Raw genomic sequence first — 19,110 nt, 5'->3', positions numbered from 1 at the left:
GTGCGACAGCCTCACCCCGCCCGCGATCATTCGGTCAGGCGGAGCGCTCGTGCAGCCCTGCGCGCTTGGTGTTGCGCCGGATCTCGACCGCGTCAGCGAGCTGCTTGAGCACGGTTGCCGTGGTCACCCAGTCGATGCATCCGTCTGTGATGCTTTGGCCATAGGTGAGCGGCTTGCCCGGCACCACGTCCTGGCGCCCGGCGACCAGATTGCTTTCGACCATCACCCCCATAATGCGGTTCTCGCCGCCGGAAATCTGCCGGGCAATGTCGGCCGTCACAAGCGGCTGGTTTTCCGGCTTCTTGCTCGAATTGGCGTGGCTTGCATCGACCATCACGAGCGGTGCGACGCTCGCTTTCGCCAGATCGTTGCAGGCTGCCGCGACGCTTGCCGCATCGTAATTCGGCGTGCTGCCGCCGCGCAGGATGATGTGACAATCCTCGTTGCCCGCGGTTGAGGCGATCGCCGAGCGGCCGAGCTTGGTCACCGCCATGAAATGATGCGGATTCGAGGCCGACTTCACCGCGTCCGCCGCGATGCGCACATTGCCGTCGGTGCCGTTCTTGAACCCGACCGGGCAGGACAGCCCCGAGGCCAGCTCGCGATGGATCTGGCTTTCGGTCGTGCGCGCGCCGATCGCGGCCCAGGACACGAGGTCCGCAATGTATTGCGGCGTGGTCATGTCGAGGAATTCGGTGCCGGCGGGCAGGCCGAGATTATTCACTGCCGAGAGCACGTTGCGCGCCAGCCGCAGGCCCTTGTTGATGTCGAAGCTGCCGTCCAGATCAGGATCGTTGATCAGGCCCTTCCAGCCGACCGTGGTGCGCGGCTTCTCGAAATAGACCCGCATCACGATCTCGAGTTGGTCGGCAAGCTCTTCGCGCAAGCTCGCGAGGCGCTCGGCGTAGTCGAGCGCGGCCCTGGGATCATGCACCGAGCAGGGGCCGACCACGACCAGAAGCCGGTCGTCCTGGCCATTGAGGATCGCATGGATGGCGTTGCGTGCCGCCATCACCACGCGCGTCGCCGTGAGCGTGCGCGGGACTTCCCGCATCACCTCTTCGGGCGTGCTCAGCTCTTTCAGTTCGCGGATACGAAGATCGTCGGTCGTGCTCAGCACGGCGGGCTCCTGTCATTTTGAGACCCTGCCGGCCAATAAAAAAGCCGCCAGGTCTGGCGGCTGTTCGGACTAGATGCTGCAATTTGTCAGATTGAGCGTGATCCTCCCACCGCCAGCGAGCTGTCGTAGCTAAAATACCAATAAAAGCTGGTGGCGACGGTGATCATGGCCGGTCATATAGCGCGCGATCGGCGGGTTGTCACCCCCTAAGCGAGGTGAGGGTCACGGGGCGCCTCAACTGTTGCTTTTGCGTGCCGCCAGCGCCATCCCGATCAGGGTGGCGCCGCCGAACAGCAGGTTGATGCCGACGAGGATGCCGATCGCCCATTCCGCCGAGCTCGGCAATCCCGTGATCACCATGAACGAGATCGCGATGTCGACGAGGCCCGAGATCAGGAGCCACGACCAGCGGCCGCCCGGCTCGCGACGATGCTCCAGTGCGTACATGATGGTGGCGACGCCCTCGGCGAGAAAATAGGCGCCGAGCACGATGGTCAGCGTCAGCACGGCCTGCATCGGCCGCGCCAGCAGCAGCAAGCCCGCGAGCACGGCAAGCGCGGCCGAGATCAGCGACCACCAGAAGCCCGGCGTGCTGCGCGCCCAATAGGTGGCGATCAATCCGCCGATGCCGCTGATCAGGAACATCCAGCCGAGGAAGATCGCAATCGCAAGGCTTGCGAGCGGCGGCAGGATCAGCGCGGCAACGCCGAGCACCGCAAGCAGGATGCCTTCGAACAGGAAGGCCTTCCAATGCGCCTTGACCGTCCGGCTCATGGCGGATTGCAGCCGGGAAAAATCCTCGGGCGATGTCATGGGCAGGCTCCGGATCGAGACGTGTGTGCTCGATCTAGTCTAGTACGTGCGCACTGCGCTCGCCACCCCGCGGTTCAGCCGCCGTGTGCCGACGAAAAACCTTCGCTGCTGGTGCGGATGCGGTTGCGGCCAAGAACATAGATCGCGGTCGTGACGATCAGAAGTGCGAGGCCGAGCAGGATCGAGACCAGGCCGATCGGGATCAGGGCCAGCGTCAGATTGCGCTCGGGGTTGATGAGCCAGTGATGGATCGAGGTCAGCACGAAGGCGAGCCCGAGAAAGCCGACGCCGCCACCGGCAAGCAGCAGCGCCCACATCCGGCGGAGCTGGCTGAGGCGCTCCCGCGCGACGTCGGTCCGGGGCGCGTGATGGCGCGCGACGCGGCGTACCAGTCGGATGGCGAAGGCGATCGAGCTGAAGCCGATCAGCAGGCTCGCGCCCCCCAACCACATCCGCAGCGTCGGATCCAGATCCGGCATGCGCTGGAGTGTGAGCAGCGGGAAGTCGAAGGCCGAATGCAGGGCGAGCGGGCCTGCAAAGATGAGCAGACGGCTGGAGAGACGGGCCCAGTCGCGATGATGGCGGTTCGCACCCAGCGCCGTGCCGGCGCGCGCGATGGTCAGATACGCGCCGGCGATAATGCCGAGCGCGCCGTGGAACGGCACGGTCAGCACGCTGCGCAAGGCGGCCAGCGAGCGCCACATCTCGGCGTGCTGGACCAGATAGGCGAGGTTCTCGTAGGCGGCGAAGCCCAGTCCGACCGCGGCGCCATAGACCACGGTGTCCATCGGATTGGCGAAGGTCCGCCGCTTGGTCGAGGCGACCAGCACGATGGCGATCACCTTGACCGCTTCCTCCGGCAGCGCGACGCCGAAGATCGAGTGCATGGCCAGCGCCGCCCACGGGTTGTCCGGGGCCGCGACCATTTTGGCGAAAGGGGCGCGGGCCAGGCCCAGCAGCGAAATGCTGGCCGCGCCGAGCAGGAACGCGGTCCAGACCTGGGCCGGCGGTCCCGGGCGTTCCTCGGCGGCGATGACAAGCCACAGCATCAGCAGCGCCGGGGCAATGGCGGCCGTTCCGATGACGGTGGGCAACGCTTCAATCAGGTACATCGGCGCCGAAAATAGGTTCCCTTGATCCGCTTATCTACAATGACCGATGCGACCTTGTGTCATGCGCTTGCTGTCGCGTCTCTTAACAAGCGTGACAGCCTACGTTCATCAGGACGGTCGCCGAGGGGTAGAATATGGAGTGCAATCAATCGCATGACAGAACCACCTCGTCATCCCTGACAACGGTCGCGCGCCTGTCGTCGGATCGCGATTGGTAAGTGAGATCAAGGCAATGTGCAGGTTTCTTCGATTCACGATGAACGTGTCGCCGCGGCAAGTCCAGAGCCGGGATAGCTCCCTCCAGGCGACGCGCGGCCGATCGGGCCGGCCTAGTCACGCTTCGTCGCGCGGGATGGTGACGCGATCCGGCGTGTCCGTACCTGCTCCAGCTCCCAGAAGACGCGTATGAGGCACGTGCCAAGGCAGAGCACGATGAGCAACAGCAGGAAGGCCTGGTCGACGGCTGGGATGTGGGTCATTGCAACGATAAAGCAACGCCCGTGCCACGCGTTCCCTCGCCACGCGTTCCTTCCGCGGCCTGCGCCGGGTGCAACGGCTGCCGATCCCAGGCCCGGTTTGACTGTCTCAATGCGTGGTGAACGGCGGCGGTGCGTCGGGCGCGACGTCGAAGGCGCCGAGATGGAATTCCTCGCCGATGGACGCGTCCGGTTCGGAATGCTGCGCCATCAGCGTGAACGCGGCCTGCGGGTATTGCTTCCAGATGTCGAGATCGCCGGCGGTGATGGTGAGCCAGCCGAAGGTGTACATGCAGCGTCCGGGCTCGGTGACCCGGCCGACCCTGTCCCAGGTGATCTTATCGAGTCTGATCTTTTCGACTGTAATTTTCTCGACTGCCATTCGGTCCCCCGATCGCAAGTCTGCAGATGATCCACGGCACAAGACGCGGACCTTCAAAAGCTGACCCCGGAATGGGGCTGCGATAGGGCGGCGCGGCCGGAGGATCAGGCCGATTGCAGCATGGGCGAGCGGACGATCAGCCGGACGACGTCATCCCGCGACTGCTTCTCTGCGAATTTGACCGCAAAGCCGTGTTCGAATTTGCGGATCACGCGCCCGACGCAAGCGCCGACCGCAAGCGGAGTTCCCACTGGCGGATCGTATTCGCAGGATATCGCGACACCGGCCGTGGAGACGTCGATGATGAAGCAGGCATGGGTGCTGCCGTCGGCGAGCGTCAGGAAGGTGTGCGCGACCTGCGGCACGAAGCGCGCGTCATTCCGCAGCTCCTGGACGCTGGCGTCCTTCTGCTTCTTCTCGAGCCAGGTCAGCTTTTCCGACATCCAGGCGCGCCGGGCCCGCGTCATGTCGAGCTCCATCAGGAAGCCCGATTTCAGCGTCGCGCTGATGGTGCACTGGAATTCCCCAAAGTCCTGGAAGTAGGAGGTCACGCGCTCGCCGACCTTCCCGACCACGGGAACGTCGACCATCATGCGGAACGGTGAAACGCGGCTGGTGCGGCAGGCGAAGGTCCGGAGCTTGCCCTCGCAATCGTACCAACGCGGCAGCGAGTAGCTGCCACTCACGGTGACTTGCACGGCACGCTGTCTGAGGAACTCTGCGACGGACATGGGCGCCAATCGTGTTTCGGAGGTTTTCCGTAATTCCACGGTAGCAATCAAATTCTAAGCAAATGATACCGGCACTCACGAGCAGGGGTAAATTTTTGGTAAATGCGCCGACCGGGACGGGCGGCATAGCGCCGCGATTATCGGGCCCGCGACCTCACGATCGCGTCATCCGAGCAGCACCAGCAGGGCTAGCACGCCAAGGGCCATGACGAGCTTGATCGTCGCGCAGGCCAGGCTGCTGGGTCTTCTCTCAAATCCGAACCACGGCAATGCATGCTGCATCGCGCGCGTTGCGAATGCTTCGACGATGGCGAACAAAAGAGCGATTCCGACGAGGAAGAACCATGATGTGTCCGGAAGCATCCATGTCGCGAGCCACGCGGGGACGGACGCTTTCAACGACACTAGCAGCGCGAACCATCCGAACAGGGATACGAAGCCCTTGATGATTTCGGGCCCGATCGTGCCGGGCTCGAGACGGATGCCGATCTTTCCAAGAGCGAGTTCGATGCGCTCGCCATCGCTGAAGAAGAGGAAGGCGCCGAGGTAGAGCGGAACGCGCGACTGAAACAGGAGCGCGATGATTCCGAACAAAACGGCGTAGCCGTACGCGTCCGCAAGAATGTTCGTGCCGGCCGCCTGCGACGGCGCCGGTGCAGCAGTGGCCCGAGGCAGCGATCTGGCGCGCACCATGTGTTCCAGCATTCTGGCGCGCCGCTCCGGCACGTAGGCTGCCGAACGGTGGATCCATGGCGGCGGCGCCGGCGAGGCAATCCCGGCCGGCTCGTCCGAGGGAGATTTCTCCTGCGCCATGGGCCTGCATCCGGTTCCGTCTGGACATTGGTCGGAGCCGAGGGGCAGGGAGGTTCATGCGGGGCGGCAGATTTCGCCGTGTCATCCAAATGCCCGGATGATGGCGCTCCCTAGCGGAATCGAACCGCTCTCTCCACCGTGAAAGGGTGGCGTCCTAACCGATAGACGAAGGGAGCAAACCCAGGGCCCCGCCGCTTATCGCGGCACGGCCGCTGGCCGCCCGAGTCATGCCCGGCGGCTGCAGCGGGCGAACCTATAATGGCCTTTGGCGCCCTCGGCAAGCCGTTCGGGAACGGTCTTTTGGCACCGGTGGATAGCATCCCGCCCCAGGATCAATCGGGGCGAATTCAACGGTTTCTTAGGTTCCCTGAGCTAGCGCTGGACTGGGAGAATTTGAGCCGATGCCACCGCCCAAGAAGCGCGCAGCCCGCAAGTCGCTGTCGCAGCATGCCTGGATCACGCTCGAGGGCGGATTCGCGGCGCGGCAATGCCTGGTCCAGGACATCTCCGCCACGGGCGCCAAGATCACGCTGGACGAGGATGCGAGCCAGCTGCCGGGCGTGATCCGGATGGCATTCGCGCGCGATGCGCGGACCGGGCGGAGCTGCCAGGTGGTGTGGCGCCGCGGCAAATCGGCCGGCATCAAGTTCATCTGATCTCGGGCGAAGCGCCCCCGATGGCGCGCGGCGCCGGTCCGGGTTAGAAGGGCCGGCATGCGTGCGCCGCTCCTCATCCTGATCTCGTTGCTGACCATGTCCGCGGCCGCGGCGGAAGCCTTGCGTCTGCCGCCTGCGGAGCGTCCACAGGCCGGCAAGGCCTTGCCGCTCAAGGGTGCCGGCGGGAGCGCGAAAGCGGGCTCCTGCGCCGCCTATGGCCGCGGCTTCCATCTGGTCGAGAGCACCGGCACTTGCGTCAAGATCGGCGGCTCGATCAGCATCGAGACCACGATCAGGCGCTGAAGCCCCATGCCACCTGATATCATGCGGCCCGAAATCATCGTCCCGTTCGTGATGTATTGCGCGCTGCTATGGTGGATCGGCCGCGGCCTGAGCTGGACCGCGCGGCTCGCCACCGCGGCCGTGACGCTCGTGCTGATTTTCTGCGTGCTGCTGTTCGAGCGCGGCTGGCCCTAAACAATAAACGCGAAAACAACCCCATGCACAGTAGCCGCCACCTCCCGGCGGCGCGCGGCGAAGTGCCGATTCATCGTGCTCTCAACGAGGTTTAAGCCGCGTCACCGCTCACGACATCGGCGGTGCCACAAATTGCGCAAAACCGGGCCGTTTGCCGAGCTCGGCGAGCCAGCGGGTCAGATGCGGCTGCGCGGGCCGGGTGATGCCCTCGACGCCCAGCCAGCGCCGCGCATAGGCGCCGATCGCGATGTCGGCGAGGGTGAACGCATCGCCGTCCATGAACGGACGCGTGGAGAGCAGGCGGTCGGCGATGGCCCAGACCTCGGCGGCAGCATCCGCATCCTTCTGCAGCTGGATCATGTCGCGCTCGGCGGGCGGCGTGCGCACGAGGCCCCAGAACACCGGGCGGTCGACCGGCTGCACCATCGACAGTGTCCAGTCGAGCCAGCGGTCGACGCTGGCGCGCAGCTTCGGCGCCTCGGGATAAATGGGCGTGCCGCGCCCGTGCGCGAGGCAGAGATAGCGCATGATCGAATTGGATTCCCACAGCGTGAAGTCGCCCTCGACCAGCGTCGGGATCCGCGCATTGGGGTTCATCGCGAGGTAGTCGGCCTCGCGGGTCTTACCGAACGCCATGCCGGCGTCGATGCGCTCGTAAGCCAGGCCGAGCTCGGCGAGGCACCACAGTACTTTCTGCACGTTGACCGAATTGGCGCGGCCCCAGATCGTCAGCTTTTGGTCCGGCATGTCATCCTCCCCAGGCGTTTCTTTAGTGTCGTAGCCCGGATGGAGCGAAGCGCAATCCGGGGTGCGTCGGCAGCGTCAGTCCCGGATGACGCGTGCGCTCCATTCAGGCGACAAGCGCGGGTGATAGCGGAATTCACTGCGGCGAGCGACGCGCGATTGCGCCGATCCTCTCATGCAAAAAGCTCCGCCTGAGGCGGAGCTTTCATTGCAAGGTAAAGCTGGTCAGGCGATCAGCGGCCGAAGAACAGCCACAGCAGAATGATCACCGGAATCGGCACACCCAACATCCACAACAAAATTCCGCGTCCCATCGCGTCCTCCTCCAATTGCATTGTCGGGGAGAGAACGCCGCAGGTACGGGCTGGTTCCCGCAAAAAGGCTCTACCAATGGCCGATGTTGGGCATCGACGACCACGGCTCCTGCGGTGGCTTCGGATCGCCCTTCTGCAAGATCTCGATCGAGTGCAGATCGGGCGAGCGGACGAAGGCCATGTTGCCGTCGCGCGGCGGACGGTTGATGGTGACGCCGGCCTTCATCAGCTTCTCGCAGGTGGCGTAGATGTCGTCGACCTCATAGGCGAGATGGCCGAAGAAGCGGTCCTCGCCGTATTTTTCCTCGTCCCAATTCCAGGTGAGCTCGACCAGCGGGGCGCCGCGCGTCTGCGGCTGCTTCTTCAGCGCCTCGAGATCGTCCGACGAGCACAGGAACACCAGCGAGAAACGGCCCTTGTCGTTCTCGATCCGCCGCACCTCGGTCAGTCCCAGCGCATCCTGGTAGAACTTCAGCGCAACGTCGAGATTGCGCACACGCAGCATGGTGTGGAGGTATCGCATGGTTGTTGCTCCCTTGAACGGATGGGGTTTTGCTTTGGGCCGGGACGGCGGGGGTAGGAGATAGCAGGAAAATCCCGGGAGGGGCAGGGGGCGGGTGCACGTGTGCGTGAGGGCGAAGCCAGCTGATGAAGTAATCAGCCGGCGAATTTAAATGCACTTTCACCGCAAATCCATTGCAGCACACGCGCCCCTGGCAATGTGTGCGGGCCGGTCTGCTGCCGCGGCCTATTGCGCAGCGAGGCGCTTCCCGGCGTCCTCGATCGGCGGCATGAAGAGCGATACTGCGGTGCCTTCGGGGTCACGAAATTGGAACGTCTTGTTGCCCCAAGGCATCGTCTTCAGCTCATGCACCAGCGTGACCTTGTCTTTTAGGCGCTGATAATCCGCATCGATGTCTTCGACTTGAAACTCGATCACGGCGGTGCGGTTGGCGCCGGGCTCGGCACTGTTTTCTTTCCAGAGCGCGACCGTCTCGGCTGCGCCGATCGCCAGGTTGGCGCCCGGCGTCACGATCTTGGCGAACACCGGCGCGAGCCATTCGGCGGAAACTCCGGTGATCATTTCGTAGAACGAAACCATGATTTTGATGTCGGTGGCGATCAGGCGAGTGGAGGCGAACTTCATGGCATGTCCTTTGGTTGACCGCAGATTTGAGCGGCATCGCGGGCTCGTCGCACATCGCTGCTGCCACCCTGATGTCAGCAGTCACGATGCCGCGCCGAGCGCGTGAACTAAGGGCATGAATTGCGATGACAATGCTCAAGCGCTAGACGACGAGCCCCTTCACGCGAAGCACCCCCACAGCGCTAACCGGGCCGCAGAACGATGATGTAAACCGCAGAATTGGGCACCTCACTCACGGGTGGACAAGGTTGTCTAGCCGCTCGCAGATGAACTCCTCGCGGAGATGACGCGACTAACCGCCATGGCCAATATTCTCGGCGAGCTTCTGTTCGCACTGATCCGCTCGATTGTTGCTGGATGGGCGTATGCGCTCTGGGTCAAAGTGGCGGCATGGCTCGAGCCGAAAATCCAACGGCGTTGGGTGAAAATTGCCGTAGGAGGCCTCCTCGGCCTCGCAGCCTTTTTCATGATTCCGATACTGATGGGGCTGTTGGGCCTTTGAAGACAATGAAATCCGTTCTCATCCCCGCACTGGCAATCGGGGCGCTCGTCTCGACGGTGCTGCTCGTCATGGAGCAGCTCACCGACTACGCCATCACTGTGATGGCATGGGAGATGCCGGGCATATCTGCAGCTTACCTTTTCTGGGGAGCGGTCGGCAGTTCCGTTTTCCTGGGCGTCGCCATCACTTGGGTCGTGAATGCCATCGTTTACGGGGCGCCCGCCTTCGTTGTCCTTACGGTCGTCAAGCTGGCAATCCGCGATCTACCGAAGTGACAGGATTGAGCTCGGCGGCGGAGCCGTTGCTCAGCGTGTGCAAGAAAATGAGCGGCAACAGGTCATGCAAGGCGCCGGACGCGCCTGCGTGATCGTCTGAAATTTCGCCTGCCTGATCGCGGTGCTCCTTTTCGCGGGCCGGGACAGTTATCAACGGCCGGGCGAAGACATGCGCTACGGGGCCATCCTTATGGTAGCCGCCGGTTGGCCTGTTGTTGCCGCGATGGTCGTGGGAAGCACCATCGGTGACATCGTCCATGACGTGAAGCAAGGCAAAGCGGGATGAGTGCCCGGCTGGCAAAGCGGACAGGCCGCGATCCCGGCAAACAAGTTTTGGAGCCCACCACGTTTCGTGCGCTCAATTGACGCCCCCATGTCCGGCGAAATGCAGCGCGCTTAACGTTTGTGAATGCCGCGTTGCCTCAACGCCTGCACCTTCCCAAATATCGGCGGCACTTCTGATCATCGATGGAGGCATGTTCGTCCGTCTCACGGGGCGGGCGTGCATGCCCGCATCGGCGTCCGTCCGCCAACGAGAGTAGTCGTGATCATTGTGAGCTGGGGATGGTGATGTTGATTCTGGAAGAGTTCAACGAACGAACGCTGTCGCACATGGACAAGGCGTTGGAGTGCGTCAGCGAGATGATGCCTGATGTGATGGAAGCCTACGCCGCGCGCCGGTATGTCGCCGAACGGATCATCCATTGCGCCAAGCACGAGACACGCGAGATCGACGGCCTCGTCGCGGCCGGTCGGCGTGCGGTCGCTGAGCTGGCTGTCCGGGTCGTCGAAAGCGATTAGCCGCCTGGTCGCGAACAGCGGCAGCGTTCCGGTCAGCCGCCGCCTGTCAATCCGTGTTTCGCAATGCCTGAAGCTGTCTATTTCTCGAGCCCGGCCTTCTGCCGCATCGTGTCGATCAGCTCTGACGCTTCTGCCTTGGTCAGATCCTCCTTGGGGAGGGTCTTGTGGGCCTGCTCGGCGAGGGTCTTGAGGTAGGATTCCTGGGCGCCGGTCATCGGGTCGTCCCCGGAGACCCAATCCTTCGGATCCTTTTGGGTGTTGCCTGCGGTGTTGCCAGCCATCTTATTGTCAGTCACAGCGATCTCTCCTTTTCAGGCTCAATGCTGACTGATGCTTTTTGTTCCTTATCTGTTCGTGGCTGGCCCATGACGCGGCTGGGGCGCTCTTTGCCCGGATCAGCGTCGGGAGATGATCACTAAACGGCCGGCATCGATCGGCGTCTGCGCATCAGACTTAGCTTGCGCCCCCAATCGAGGATCGGTGCCTCAACGGCGACGTGCGAGGCGGCGGCGAGACCAATGGAGAGCAGGATAGAGTGCCCGCAACTGTGCGGAGCGCACTCATCAGTTGCCGAGCGGAAATCTATCACGATTGAACCCGGGCGAAGCGCGGCGCGACCAACCGCCATGCTGCAAAGCCTGCCTGGCATCGAACTGGCTTCGCGGCCCATGTGCCGAGACACTAAAGAGGAATGTCGTGAAGGCGATCACGCTGCTCGCGGTGGCGGCCATGCTGCTGGTGGAAGTCTTCGGGTCGAAGGCGAGCGTCGGCGGCTCGATGAGCTTCATGCTGATCTTCGTGCTCGTGATGCTGGCTGTCGCGATCTTCGAGGCGTGGTCGAACAAGCGCGGCGCGATGGGATGGATCGTCAATTTGTTCGCTTCGGTGGTTGGCGGGCTGGTTGCGGTTGCCCTGATCGGAATGGCCATGGAGGCGATGCTGCCTTACCTTCATCTCGAAGGTTCGCTCGCGTCCTCGCAACATCCCCTGAAATACGTCCTGGTCGCAGCCATTGCGATCTGCATGGTGCTGGGATCGTGGCTGCCGCTATGGGCCGTCAACCGGCTTCGTCACTGAAGGGCATCCAGCGTCGCGCTCCCTAGCGCTTTGCTTCCTGCTTGCCACGCCTGATATCCTCAGCTTCGTCCACGAGCTTCAAGGTTGTGCCGTCGTAGGTCAGCTTCAGCCCACGGCCGACGGTCCATGTCCATCCTTCCCGGGCGTCCCTGGTTGGCTGGGCATTGAACTGGTCGGATATCGATTTGACGGCAGCGTCTTCTGCGCCCGGATTGTTCAACTCCGCATTGACGCGCCAGATGGGATGTTTGGGGTCCGGATTTCTGGGGTCAACGTCATCGGCAAAGATCGTGACCTTGGCGCCGTCGACTGCGCATTCGAGGACGTAGGAATCGCGAAGCTGACGGCAGCGGTAGCGACGTTGCGTGATGAGTTTGTTGGTCTCGTCGAATGTCATGCCGGGTGAAAAGCCGAGAATGTCGGACTTCTTCACGAGTGCCAGAGACGAAGGCTTCAGAAAACCGGGCTGTACCGACACGAGAACGGCAGCAGCAACAACGATCAAGCCGGCGATAACAATGGCAATCTTCATCAGCCCCTCATAAGAAACGTCCGACCATACAACAGCCGAAGCGTTCTACCAGCGATTGCCCTGCATGGTTCGAGCCGCCCGCTGTCTTTGTAGGACCGCAGCTCGGAAGATCGCAGCTTCGGAAGATCGCATGGGCACGTATCGGCTGGTCATGGACGTAGAAAACCGCCCCTGACATGACCAGGGGCGGCTCTCACCAAACGGGGTTTTCGAACGCGATCTAGTGACCGGTACCCGGCTTCGTCGTCTTCGGCGGCTTGCCGTCTTCGATCCGGCCTTCGTTGCGCAGGTCGCGACCTTCCTGAGCCTTCTTCTGGCTCTCGGGGGACTTGCCGTGTTCGTTCATCTCTTCTTTGATGAACCCGGCGCCTTCCTTCACTTTGCCTTCAACGCTCATGACGATCTCCCTTGCTGGAGATGGGGCAACTCGCGGCGAGAGCTGACCGTTCCGGTGCGCGCACGATTGTGAGGAGTGCATTCGCGGCAGGTTCCAAAGACCCTTGTCATGAAAGACCCTTGTCATGAAATGGCCGCGCCGCTTGTGGAAGCGACGCGGCCGGGAGCAGCCGTACAGGCAACCGGCTTACTTCATGTTGCTGCGGGTCCTGGTGCCGCCCTGGTCGCTGCCGGGGCCGGAGCCACCCTGCCCGGAGGCGTCGGGCCTCACCGTTCCGCCCTTGCTCACGCCGTCATGGCTCATGCCGGTCGTGCCGCTGCTCATCGTGCCCTTGTCCGTGTTCGTCATGCCGGGCTTCTGCATGTTGTCGGACTGCGGGGCAGGGCCCGTCTGGTTCTGCGCAAAGGCGGAGCCGCACATGAGGCCGAGGGCGGCGGTCGCAATGATGAGCTTCTTCATCTCAAACTCCTGGTTGGTTGTGTGGGCCAACGGGAGCGCAGAAGCCGTGTTCCTAAAACTCGGCGTTCCGGAGTGCAAAAATTCTCGTCTGCAACGAGGGTACTTTCGGTTCTGATTGCCTCAGAACCGCTCCAGATTGTTGTGACGCGTTTTCTTCGCGCGAACTTGAAAACGCCCTACGCCGCAAGCCGCTGGTCGACGGGGCCCGTCAGGTGCTTGAGCACTTCCGCATGCTCCAGGTCGGGAACCGCAATGGCGGTGTGGCTGTAGCTCGCATGGGTTCGTGATTTCGAAATCCTGTCCAGGATCTCGCCGCCCTTGATGACGTGGAGGCCCATGCCCTCTCCGGATGGAAAGATCGCGAGCACCACGTCATAAGCCGTGATGACGGCGCGAAGCGCTTCGGCCTTGTCTTCGGCAATTTCGACGAACACGCGAACATCGGCCGCGAGTTCACGCAGCTCGTTAAAATCCAGCACTGTGAGGTACTCCAACGCAACGATACTGAGAGGAGCTTGGAGGCGTTAGGTTACTGAAGTCTCAACGGCGCATGCCCAGCTGCAGGTTTATCGACCAGGCGCCCCCGTCAGTCTGATAGACGCGCGGGCGTTGCCGCCTGCTCGGCAAGGGGCCGGCACGGAAAGAACATATGGAGCGGGGAGGGAGGAAGCGCGCTCTTCATACCCTAAGGGCGTCACACGATGCGCGCGTGACTTATGCGCGTGTCACTTGGCATATCCCTGGGAGCGGAGCCACGCGATCTTGCGGTCGCCGTTGATCCAGTCGTCGGCGTCTGCCTTGCTGGTGAAGCCCTTGATTTCGCGCTGTTCGCTGTCCGGGTAATCCGCCAGGATTTTCCAGTCGTTGTCTGCAATGCGGACGGTTTTGAAGGTCACTTTTGTTTTTGCCATGCCGCATTATGCAGGAGATGGCCGGAAAAGAGAACCTGCCTTGTGACGGTCATCTCGTGGCCCGGGCGCAGAGCTCGGGGTCCAGCCTGATCCGCGTTGCGCGGCCGGGTCCCCAGAAAAGGCGAAAGCCCCGCCTGGGGGAAGCGGGGCTCTCTGATGGGGGTGAAGCTTGGGGACTTCAAAGAGTTAGACGCCTCCGGGAGAAAATGGTTCAACGCGAAAACGGCGCAAGCTGCGGCATCTTTGCCGGGGCGTGCGGCCCTCCGCAGAACCCCCTGCTTGCGTTTTGGGCGTCGATGGGTTCTAAGCCCCGTCACTTCATGAAAGTTGGCATGAAACAGAAGCGCGTTGCGCGGTCGGACCGCGTCCTGAGCAAAGCTTGCTCGCGCGCACAGAAGGAAATTCAGACATGGCGAAGATGACGAAGACTCAGTTGATCGATGCAATTGCCGAGGGCACGCAGCTGTCGAAGAACGACGTGAAGTCGGTCATCGAGTACATGGCGACGGTCGGCTACAAGGAGCTCAATGAGTCCGGCGAGTTCGTCATTCCCGGTTTCGTGAAGATGTCGGTGGTGAACAAGCCGGCGACCGAAGCCCGGATGGGCGTCAATCCCTTCACCAAGGAGCCGATGCAGTTCGCCGCGAAGCCGGCGAGCAAGTCGGTGAAGGCCTCGCCGCTGAAGGTGGCCAAGGACTCCGTCTAAGGGCTCGCCAAGGGCTCGCGTTTTTCGTTGTGGACGCTCCTTTTCGCGAATGCTGCCGCGGAGTGCTGCAATGACTGCTTGCTTGTGCTGAACCAATAAGGAACTCTCGTAAGGAACTCTCGTAAGGAACTCTCGGGCGTCGTCAGGCTTTGCTTCCGAAAGGGAGAAATCACATGACTGGTCTCAGCGAAGAAGAGATTCGAAATCGGGCTTATCACCTCTGGAAGGAGGCCGGCGAGCCCGCGGGTACGATGGACACCTTCTGGTACGAGGCCGAAAAGGAGCTTCTCGCCGAGCGGACCAAGCAAGGCGAAGTCCCACCCGGGATGACCGACAATTTGCCGGTCTGACTTTGCTGATCTAACAGGCGGACAGAGGCGAGCGTCGACAGTTCTCAAAGCAGCCATCCGGCGTGACACCCGGGTGGCTGCTTTGCTGTTCGGACCCCCGTTCGAATGGCGGCGCTCCGTGCGGCCGCCTCAAAGAAAAACCCCGGTCTTGGGGACCGGGGCTCTTCAAGCTGGTCGGCCGCGTCGCGACATGCCGCCAGCACCACTGAATTCAACCTGACAACGCGAGACGGGAAAATTCGTTCCGGCCGCTAGTCCGGCGACACGGATACGTCGATGATCGCCGGCGTATCGACCTGGCGCTCGCGCCAAACGACGAGATCGCATTTGGGATTGAGCCACTGATATTCGGAGCCGCGCGCCTTCAGGTGCACGAGCGCTGCATCATGTGCGGCGGTCTGATCCGGCGCTTCGACCATGATCTCCACGGTCTCCTCGATCTGACGCACCACTTCGACGGCGTAGTATTTTCTGGTCACGGTCCTCGCTCCGGAATGACTAACGGGCAGGGCAATGGCGCGTTCCCCAAAAGAAAAACCCCGCGCTTTCGCACGGGGCCTTCCTGGCTGGCTGCGATGGGATTTCAGCGCCGCGCCGCCGGCCGCGTTCTCGAACTTAAGGTTGAAAACCCAAAAAGCAACCGCGCCGGCGCGCGGAAGGCTCAAGGCGATGTGGCGAGCGAATTTCGCGGGGAGGGGCTGGACTTTTTGTTCCTATTTTGTTCTAGTGGGCGTCTCTTTTGGCGGTGACCAATGTCTTTTGGGAGGTGCCCATGACTGTCGAGAAACAACGCGAAGTGATCAGGCTCTGGAATCAGCTCAGGAAGCTCGAAGGTCCGGCCGCGGAAGAACTCCGCATCCAGATCCTCGAATGCTTTTCGGAGAAGGATCTGTCGGGGAAGGAGACGGTGAAGCGCGCGGCGTGATGAGCGTCGCACTACGTCGATGATAACAGGCCATCGCGCCTGCCTTCACCGATCGTTAGGAATCATTTTGCGCTGATTCCTCGACTCCGATTCGTTCTTTGCGAACGAAATGGAGTCGGATGCAGAACAAGCCGTGGCTTCTGTGTCGATGCGGGACACGCCCTCCTGACCAAGCCGGCGTGATGCTTGGCACAGTCCCGTTCGCGTCTCCTCGCTACGAGATCAGGCGAGGGAGACGCGACATGGATGCGTGCTGGTTTCTCGAGATGTTTGCCGAGATCGCAAAAGTGTTTTGGTACGACCGGCACCCGCGCTTGCGCAAAGGCAGGCCGTCGGTGCCGCAGGTGCCACCGCGATCTAAATCCGAAGACGCGATGTGAGCGCGCGATCGTTGGCGATTATGCGATCGTTTGCGCACAAACGAAGTGTTAAGACTTGCTTCGCGCCGATTTCTGCGATTCCGATTCGTTCTTCGAGAACGAAAGGCAGGTGAAGCTGGAACAAAGCCGAACGGCGGATCGCCACAAGCTCCGCAGCCTCGGCTTTCGCGCGAGCTTGAAGCGGCTCGCTGAGTTCTGGAGACGCTTCGCGAACTCCTAACGGAAGCTTGCCGCGAAGCCGATAACCCTATTCGGTTAGGTTAAAAGTCCAATCGCGTTGCGCTTGCCGCTGCTTGGGATAGGTGTGTCTGGCGACGTCTGGAAACGACTTTGCCAACAAGCGACTTTGGCCAACAAGCAATTTTGCCAAGAACGAATTCATGACACCTTTTTCAGAACCGAGCTTTTATCAGGGCGACCGCCACACCTACCGGCGCGTCGCCATCGTCGGCACGCTTTTTTGCCTGGCTTTCGTGGTGATCAGCATCTCGCTGCGGCCACAGCTCGAGGACACGCCTGTCGCGGTCAAGGCCGACAGGCTGATGCGCACGGCGGGCCAGCCACCGCACACGAATTAACGGTCGTCGCCGGAGATCTGATGGTCGGCGCAATTCCCTGGACACGCGGTGCCATGTGAGGCGAGCGCCACGAAACCGGCATAACCGGACAGGTTGAGCAGGACTTCGAGCCAAACGGGCATGTCGGCCTCTTTTCTCCTTGAAGGCTACGGCAACGTGCGCGCGAAGCGCATGTTCCCGGACAAGACGGACTGGCGCCTCAAAGCGGGGTGGTGGGGTCGAGCCGCCGGCCGAGGGCGCCTACGGACTCGCTCGACGGCTGTTCCTTAAGGAACTCGGCAATGGCCCGCGCCAACTCGCCGTCGCTCATTGGCGTCGGCGGCGGGCGCAGCGTGCCGATACCGAAACTGCGGACGATCTCGTCGTAATGCTGATCGCCGGATCTGGGAACCAGCCTGCGGATACGGGCGAGCAATTTGGATATCGGCACTTTATCCTCCTAGGCGCTCCCCGCTGGCAGCAATTGGGCTGCGTTGCCAATTTGCCGTCCGTCAAACTGAAAACCCCGCCAGCATTGGTGATGCTGACGGGGTCTTCGTGCTGTTGCCTCAACCGGATGGCGGAGGCGTCCGCACTTGGACAAACAATTCGCGGAACGCGCGGCTGTTCCATGCGTGGCGGAATTAATCCGAGCTCGGTTCCACAGCCTTGCGCGCAACCATCGTAACGCGCCGGCGTTGTCTATGCGAGATACGAAGGAGGAGATTCATGATGAGGAAGACACTGGCAGTTCTGGCTACCGTTGCGGCCGTCGGCGTGACCGCGGTCGCGGCGCCTGCGCCTGCCGAGGCGCGCGGCCGCGGCATCGGTCCGGGCCTCGCATTCGGCCTCGCCGCCGGCGCCATCACCGCGGGCGCCGTCGCCGCGTCCCATCCTTATGGCTACGGCTACGGCCCGGGGTATGGCTACTATGGCGGCCCCGCCTATGCTTACGGCCCCGGTCCGTACGCCTATTACGGCGATGGACCGTATTACCGCCGCCACCATTATTACCGTCACTGGTAACGGCTGACCAAATGAAAAGCCCGGAGCAACGCTCCGGGCTTTTTTCATGCTCGGTGATCCGGTGTCGTTACGGCCAGAGCGAGGGCCGCTCCACCTTGCGCGCGTTGTCGAGCGTCGACACGAAATACTCGTCACGCTCGCGCTTGAATTTTTCCTGGGTGGCACGGAAGGCGGCGACACGGGCGGCGATCTCTTCGCGTTCGCGGATTTTACGTTGTTCGTCCTCGGTCATTTCAAATCCCCTCTGCACGTGAGTATGTGTCCTACTGAACTCAAGCACTGCCGCCGCAATCACGTTGAGTCGCGTCAACACATGCATTGGCGCTTCTGATTGGGGCGTCAATGGGGAGGAGACATTGCAGGATTGTGATAAGCGAGGGTCGGAAAAAATTGCCGACCACGTCGTGCGCCGCAGTGGATAACCGCGTCAACAATCTTGTCGCTTGCGCATGTTGCAGCTAGCGCAAAAACAAATCAGCAGAACCGATCGGCAGAACCAATCGGCCAAACCAGTCGGCAAAGCAAAACGGGAGGCCGCGTTGATTGCATCGGATCTTCGCAGCGGCGTCGAGCGTCTCGGCGACATGATCGCCGAAGCCAAACGGATCGTGCCGTTCACCGGCGCCGGCATCTCGACCGAGTGCGGCATCCCCGACTTCCGCTCGCCGGGCGGAATTTGGACGCGCAACCGTCCGATCCCATTCGACGAGTTCGTCGCCAGCCAGGAGGCGCGCGACGAATCCTGGCGCCGGCGCTTCGCGATGGAGGAGGTCTTTGCGGCGGCCAGGCCCGGCCGCGGCCATCGCGCGCTCGCCTCGCTCTACCGTGCGGGCAAGGTTCCCGCGATCATCACCCAGAACATCGACAATCTGCACCAGGCCTCCGGCGTCGCGAGCGACCACGTCATCGAACTTCACGGCAACACCACGTATGCGCGCTGCATCGGATGTGGGCAGGCCTATCCGCTTGATTGGGTGAAGCGCCGCTTCGACGAGGAGGGCGCCGCGCCCAACTGTACGGTGTGCGACGAGCCGGTGAAGACCGCCACGATCTCCTTCGGCCAGATGATGCCCGAGGACGAGATGCAGCGCGCGACCGCACTGTCGCAAGACTGCGACCTCTTCATCGCGATCGGTTCCTCGCTGGTGGTATGGCCGGCCGCGGGCTTTCCGATGATGGCGAAGAGATCAGGCGCACGTCTGGTGATCGTCAATCGCGAGCCCACCGAGCAGGACGACATCGCCGACCTCGTGATCCGCCACGACATCGGCGAAACGCTCGGACCCTTTGTCGGCAATTGAGGCAGCAATTTGATTCGCGGCTGTGCAAGCTGTTCATAGGTTCCGCCGAATCTCTTTTTTGTCTATGCCTCGCAACCGGGAGTGTTATCTTTTGAGTCGAAAGATTCGCGTCGCGTCGAGTTGAGA

General features: G+C 62.2%; 33 protein-coding genes and 1 tRNA gene. 13 read left to right on the top strand and 21 right to left on the bottom strand.

The window, feature by feature from the left end:
* Positions 1 to 34: 34 nt before the first annotated feature.
* The 7 genes from AC0L3U_RS01735 to AC0L3U_RS01705 form a co-directional block, all read right to left on the bottom strand.
* Complete coding sequence (locus tag AC0L3U_RS01735) at positions 35 to 1,120, bottom strand: 3-deoxy-7-phosphoheptulonate synthase (RefSeq protein ID WP_473360432.1); 1,086 nt, start codon at positions 1,118 to 1,120, stop codon at positions 35 to 37.
* 234 nt (positions 1,121 to 1,354) lie between these two features.
* A complete protein-coding gene (locus AC0L3U_RS01730) occupies positions 1,355 to 1,933 on the bottom strand; it encodes an HdeD family acid-resistance protein (RefSeq protein WP_456764453.1) in 579 nt (192 codons plus the stop codon).
* Positions 1,934 to 2,007: 74 nt separating this feature from the next.
* Positions 2,008 to 3,045, bottom strand: a complete 1,038-nt coding sequence (locus AC0L3U_RS01725) for a PrsW family glutamic-type intramembrane protease (protein WP_473360431.1) — start codon at positions 3,043 to 3,045, stop codon at positions 2,008 to 2,010.
* 585 nt (positions 3,046 to 3,630) lie between these two features.
* Positions 3,631 to 3,888, bottom strand: coding sequence for a hypothetical protein (locus AC0L3U_RS01720; RefSeq protein ID WP_473360511.1), 258 nt, complete (start codon positions 3,886 to 3,888; stop codon positions 3,631 to 3,633).
* 119 nt (positions 3,889 to 4,007) lie between these two features.
* Positions 4,008 to 4,634, bottom strand: coding sequence for a PilZ domain-containing protein (locus AC0L3U_RS01715; protein ID WP_473294103.1), 627 nt, complete (start codon positions 4,632 to 4,634; stop codon positions 4,008 to 4,010).
* A 165-nt stretch (positions 4,635 to 4,799) separates the two neighbouring features.
* The gene (locus tag AC0L3U_RS01710; protein WP_473360430.1) at positions 4,800 to 5,360 is read right to left on the bottom strand and encodes a hypothetical protein; all 561 of its coding nucleotides are present in this window, start codon (positions 5,358 to 5,360) and stop codon (positions 4,800 to 4,802) included.
* 188 nt (positions 5,361 to 5,548) lie between these two features.
* Positions 5,549 to 5,623 (bottom strand) — tRNA-Glu (locus AC0L3U_RS01705).
* Positions 5,624 to 5,848: 225 nt separating this feature from the next.
* On the opposite strand from AC0L3U_RS01705, the gene AC0L3U_RS01700 reads away from it, so the two are divergent.
* From AC0L3U_RS01700 to AC0L3U_RS01690, 3 genes are read left to right on the top strand one after another with little or no spacing between them, the layout of a single operon-like run.
* Positions 5,849 to 6,103 carry a PilZ domain-containing protein gene (locus tag AC0L3U_RS01700; RefSeq protein ID WP_007610106.1) on the top strand — a complete coding sequence of 85 codons (255 nt, stop codon included), beginning with the start codon at positions 5,849 to 5,851 and terminating at the stop codon, positions 6,101 to 6,103.
* Positions 6,104 to 6,160: 57 nt separating this feature from the next.
* Positions 6,161 to 6,406 (top strand): hypothetical protein, encoded by a 246-nt coding sequence (locus AC0L3U_RS01695; protein WP_473346130.1) that lies wholly within the window; start codon positions 6,161 to 6,163, stop codon positions 6,404 to 6,406.
* 6 nt (positions 6,407 to 6,412) lie between these two features.
* Entirely contained in the window at positions 6,413 to 6,580 is a 168-nt protein-coding gene (locus AC0L3U_RS01690) for a hypothetical protein (protein WP_155809976.1), read from the top strand.
* A 108-nt stretch (positions 6,581 to 6,688) separates the two neighbouring features.
* On the opposite strand, the gene AC0L3U_RS01685 is transcribed toward AC0L3U_RS01690, so the two are convergent.
* The 3 genes from AC0L3U_RS01685 to AC0L3U_RS01675 all read right to left on the bottom strand — a co-directional run bounded on the left by AC0L3U_RS01685 (position 6,689) and on the right by AC0L3U_RS01675 (position 8,785).
* The gene (locus AC0L3U_RS01685; RefSeq protein WP_456764446.1) at positions 6,689 to 7,327 is read right to left on the bottom strand and encodes a glutathione S-transferase family protein; all 639 of its coding nucleotides are present in this window, start codon (positions 7,325 to 7,327) and stop codon (positions 6,689 to 6,691) included.
* 381 nt (positions 7,328 to 7,708) lie between these two features.
* A complete protein-coding gene (locus tag AC0L3U_RS01680; RefSeq protein WP_473360429.1) occupies positions 7,709 to 8,161 on the bottom strand; it encodes a VOC family protein in 453 nt (150 codons plus the stop codon).
* A 225-nt stretch (positions 8,162 to 8,386) separates the two neighbouring features.
* Positions 8,387 to 8,785, bottom strand: a complete 399-nt coding sequence (locus AC0L3U_RS01675; RefSeq protein WP_473346128.1) for a VOC family protein — start codon at positions 8,783 to 8,785, stop codon at positions 8,387 to 8,389.
* Between the two features lie 301 nt (positions 8,786 to 9,086).
* Here AC0L3U_RS01675 and AC0L3U_RS01670 point away from each other — a divergent pair, with 301 nt between their 5' ends.
* Together AC0L3U_RS01670 and AC0L3U_RS01665 are read left to right on the top strand one after the other, a co-directional pair.
* Positions 9,087 to 9,287 carry a hypothetical protein gene (locus tag AC0L3U_RS01670; RefSeq protein WP_473360428.1) on the top strand — a complete coding sequence of 67 codons (201 nt, stop codon included), beginning with the start codon at positions 9,087 to 9,089 and terminating at the stop codon, positions 9,285 to 9,287.
* A 5-nt stretch (positions 9,288 to 9,292) separates the two neighbouring features.
* A complete protein-coding gene (locus tag AC0L3U_RS01665) occupies positions 9,293 to 9,562 on the top strand; it encodes a hypothetical protein (RefSeq protein WP_473360427.1) in 270 nt (89 codons plus the stop codon).
* On the opposite strand, the gene AC0L3U_RS01660 is transcribed toward AC0L3U_RS01665, so the two are convergent.
* Positions 9,531 to 9,821, bottom strand: coding sequence for a hypothetical protein (locus AC0L3U_RS01660; protein ID WP_473360426.1), 291 nt, complete (start codon positions 9,819 to 9,821; stop codon positions 9,531 to 9,533). The genes AC0L3U_RS01665 and AC0L3U_RS01660 overlap by 32 nt on opposite strands.
* A 305-nt stretch (positions 9,822 to 10,126) precedes the next feature.
* Here AC0L3U_RS01660 and AC0L3U_RS01655 point away from each other — a divergent pair, with 305 nt between their 5' ends.
* Positions 10,127 to 10,363, top strand: a complete 237-nt coding sequence (locus AC0L3U_RS01655; RefSeq protein ID WP_473360425.1) for a hypothetical protein — start codon at positions 10,127 to 10,129, stop codon at positions 10,361 to 10,363.
* Between the two features lie 77 nt (positions 10,364 to 10,440).
* On the opposite strand, the gene AC0L3U_RS01650 is transcribed toward AC0L3U_RS01655, so the two are convergent.
* On the bottom strand, positions 10,441 to 10,644 hold the full coding sequence (locus AC0L3U_RS01650) for a DUF3072 domain-containing protein (RefSeq protein WP_473360510.1): 204 nt from the start codon (positions 10,642 to 10,644) through the stop codon (positions 10,441 to 10,443).
* A 415-nt stretch (positions 10,645 to 11,059) separates the two neighbouring features.
* On the opposite strand from AC0L3U_RS01650, the gene AC0L3U_RS01645 reads away from it, so the two are divergent.
* A complete protein-coding gene (locus tag AC0L3U_RS01645; RefSeq protein WP_473294117.1) occupies positions 11,060 to 11,440 on the top strand; it encodes a hypothetical protein in 381 nt (126 codons plus the stop codon).
* A gap of 22 nt (positions 11,441 to 11,462) precedes the next feature.
* On the opposite strand, the gene AC0L3U_RS01640 is transcribed toward AC0L3U_RS01645, so the two are convergent.
* The 5 genes from AC0L3U_RS01640 to AC0L3U_RS01620 form a co-directional block, all read right to left on the bottom strand.
* Positions 11,463 to 11,972 (bottom strand): hypothetical protein, encoded by a 510-nt coding sequence (locus AC0L3U_RS01640; RefSeq protein WP_473360424.1) that lies wholly within the window; start codon positions 11,970 to 11,972, stop codon positions 11,463 to 11,465.
* 220 nt (positions 11,973 to 12,192) lie between these two features.
* Positions 12,193 to 12,369 (bottom strand): hypothetical protein, encoded by a 177-nt coding sequence (locus AC0L3U_RS01635; protein ID WP_007610124.1) that lies wholly within the window; start codon positions 12,367 to 12,369, stop codon positions 12,193 to 12,195.
* A 186-nt stretch (positions 12,370 to 12,555) separates the two neighbouring features.
* Complete coding sequence (locus AC0L3U_RS01630) at positions 12,556 to 12,828, bottom strand: hypothetical protein (RefSeq protein WP_473294119.1); 273 nt, start codon at positions 12,826 to 12,828, stop codon at positions 12,556 to 12,558.
* A gap of 176 nt (positions 12,829 to 13,004) precedes the next feature.
* Positions 13,005 to 13,307, bottom strand: a complete 303-nt coding sequence (locus tag AC0L3U_RS01625) for a hypothetical protein (protein WP_473360423.1) — start codon at positions 13,305 to 13,307, stop codon at positions 13,005 to 13,007.
* A 246-nt stretch (positions 13,308 to 13,553) separates the two neighbouring features.
* Entirely contained in the window at positions 13,554 to 13,739 is a 186-nt protein-coding gene (locus tag AC0L3U_RS01620; RefSeq protein WP_007591378.1) for a hypothetical protein, read from the bottom strand.
* Positions 13,740 to 14,148: 409 nt separating this feature from the next.
* Between AC0L3U_RS01620 and AC0L3U_RS01615 the strand changes: the two genes are divergently transcribed.
* Positions 14,149 to 14,445 carry an HU family DNA-binding protein gene (locus tag AC0L3U_RS01615; protein ID WP_007591377.1) on the top strand — a complete coding sequence of 99 codons (297 nt, stop codon included), beginning with the start codon at positions 14,149 to 14,151 and terminating at the stop codon, positions 14,443 to 14,445.
* A 173-nt stretch (positions 14,446 to 14,618) separates the two neighbouring features.
* Positions 14,619 to 14,795 (top strand): DUF2934 domain-containing protein, encoded by a 177-nt coding sequence (locus tag AC0L3U_RS01610; protein ID WP_007610132.1) that lies wholly within the window; start codon positions 14,619 to 14,621, stop codon positions 14,793 to 14,795.
* Between the two features lie 251 nt (positions 14,796 to 15,046).
* Here AC0L3U_RS01610 and AC0L3U_RS01605 read toward each other — a convergent pair whose 3' ends face one another.
* Complete coding sequence (locus AC0L3U_RS01605) at positions 15,047 to 15,274, bottom strand: hypothetical protein (protein WP_473360422.1); 228 nt, start codon at positions 15,272 to 15,274, stop codon at positions 15,047 to 15,049.
* 293 nt (positions 15,275 to 15,567) lie between these two features.
* Here AC0L3U_RS01605 and AC0L3U_RS01600 point away from each other — a divergent pair, with 293 nt between their 5' ends.
* Both AC0L3U_RS01600 and AC0L3U_RS01595 read left to right on the top strand, forming a co-directional pair.
* Entirely contained in the window at positions 15,568 to 15,720 is a 153-nt protein-coding gene (locus tag AC0L3U_RS01600) for a hypothetical protein (RefSeq protein ID WP_197031199.1), read from the top strand.
* 760 nt (positions 15,721 to 16,480) lie between these two features.
* Positions 16,481 to 16,678, top strand: coding sequence for a hypothetical protein (locus AC0L3U_RS01595; RefSeq protein ID WP_473360421.1), 198 nt, complete (start codon positions 16,481 to 16,483; stop codon positions 16,676 to 16,678).
* Here the strand turns inward: AC0L3U_RS01595 and AC0L3U_RS01590 are convergent.
* Entirely contained in the window at positions 16,675 to 16,800 is a 126-nt protein-coding gene (locus tag AC0L3U_RS01590; RefSeq protein ID WP_106943514.1) for a hypothetical protein, read from the bottom strand. The two genes, AC0L3U_RS01595 and AC0L3U_RS01590, sit on opposite strands and share 4 nt — an antisense overlap.
* Positions 16,801 to 16,877: 77 nt before the next feature.
* Positions 16,878 to 17,108 (bottom strand): hypothetical protein, encoded by a 231-nt coding sequence (locus AC0L3U_RS01585; protein WP_473360420.1) that lies wholly within the window; start codon positions 17,106 to 17,108, stop codon positions 16,878 to 16,880.
* 281 nt (positions 17,109 to 17,389) lie between these two features.
* Here AC0L3U_RS01585 and AC0L3U_RS01580 point away from each other — a divergent pair, with 281 nt between their 5' ends.
* Positions 17,390 to 17,683, top strand: a complete 294-nt coding sequence (locus tag AC0L3U_RS01580; RefSeq protein WP_247398192.1) for a hypothetical protein — start codon at positions 17,390 to 17,392, stop codon at positions 17,681 to 17,683.
* Positions 17,684 to 17,750: 67 nt separating this feature from the next.
* On the opposite strand, the gene AC0L3U_RS01575 is transcribed toward AC0L3U_RS01580, so the two are convergent.
* Positions 17,751 to 17,915 carry a hypothetical protein gene (locus AC0L3U_RS01575; RefSeq protein WP_007610153.1) on the bottom strand — a complete coding sequence of 55 codons (165 nt, stop codon included), beginning with the start codon at positions 17,913 to 17,915 and terminating at the stop codon, positions 17,751 to 17,753.
* Between the two features lie 307 nt (positions 17,916 to 18,222).
* Between AC0L3U_RS01575 and AC0L3U_RS01570 the strand changes: the two genes are divergently transcribed.
* Positions 18,223 to 18,984, top strand: a complete 762-nt coding sequence (locus AC0L3U_RS01570; protein ID WP_473360419.1) for an SIR2 family NAD-dependent protein deacylase — start codon at positions 18,223 to 18,225, stop codon at positions 18,982 to 18,984.
* Positions 18,985 to 19,110: the final 126 nt, after the last annotated feature.

It is taken from the genome of Bradyrhizobium sp. Kon69 (genome assembly GCF_055807515.1).
The sequence above is the reverse complement of the archived record's forward strand: the minus strand, read 5'-3'. Positions and strand labels throughout refer to the sequence as shown.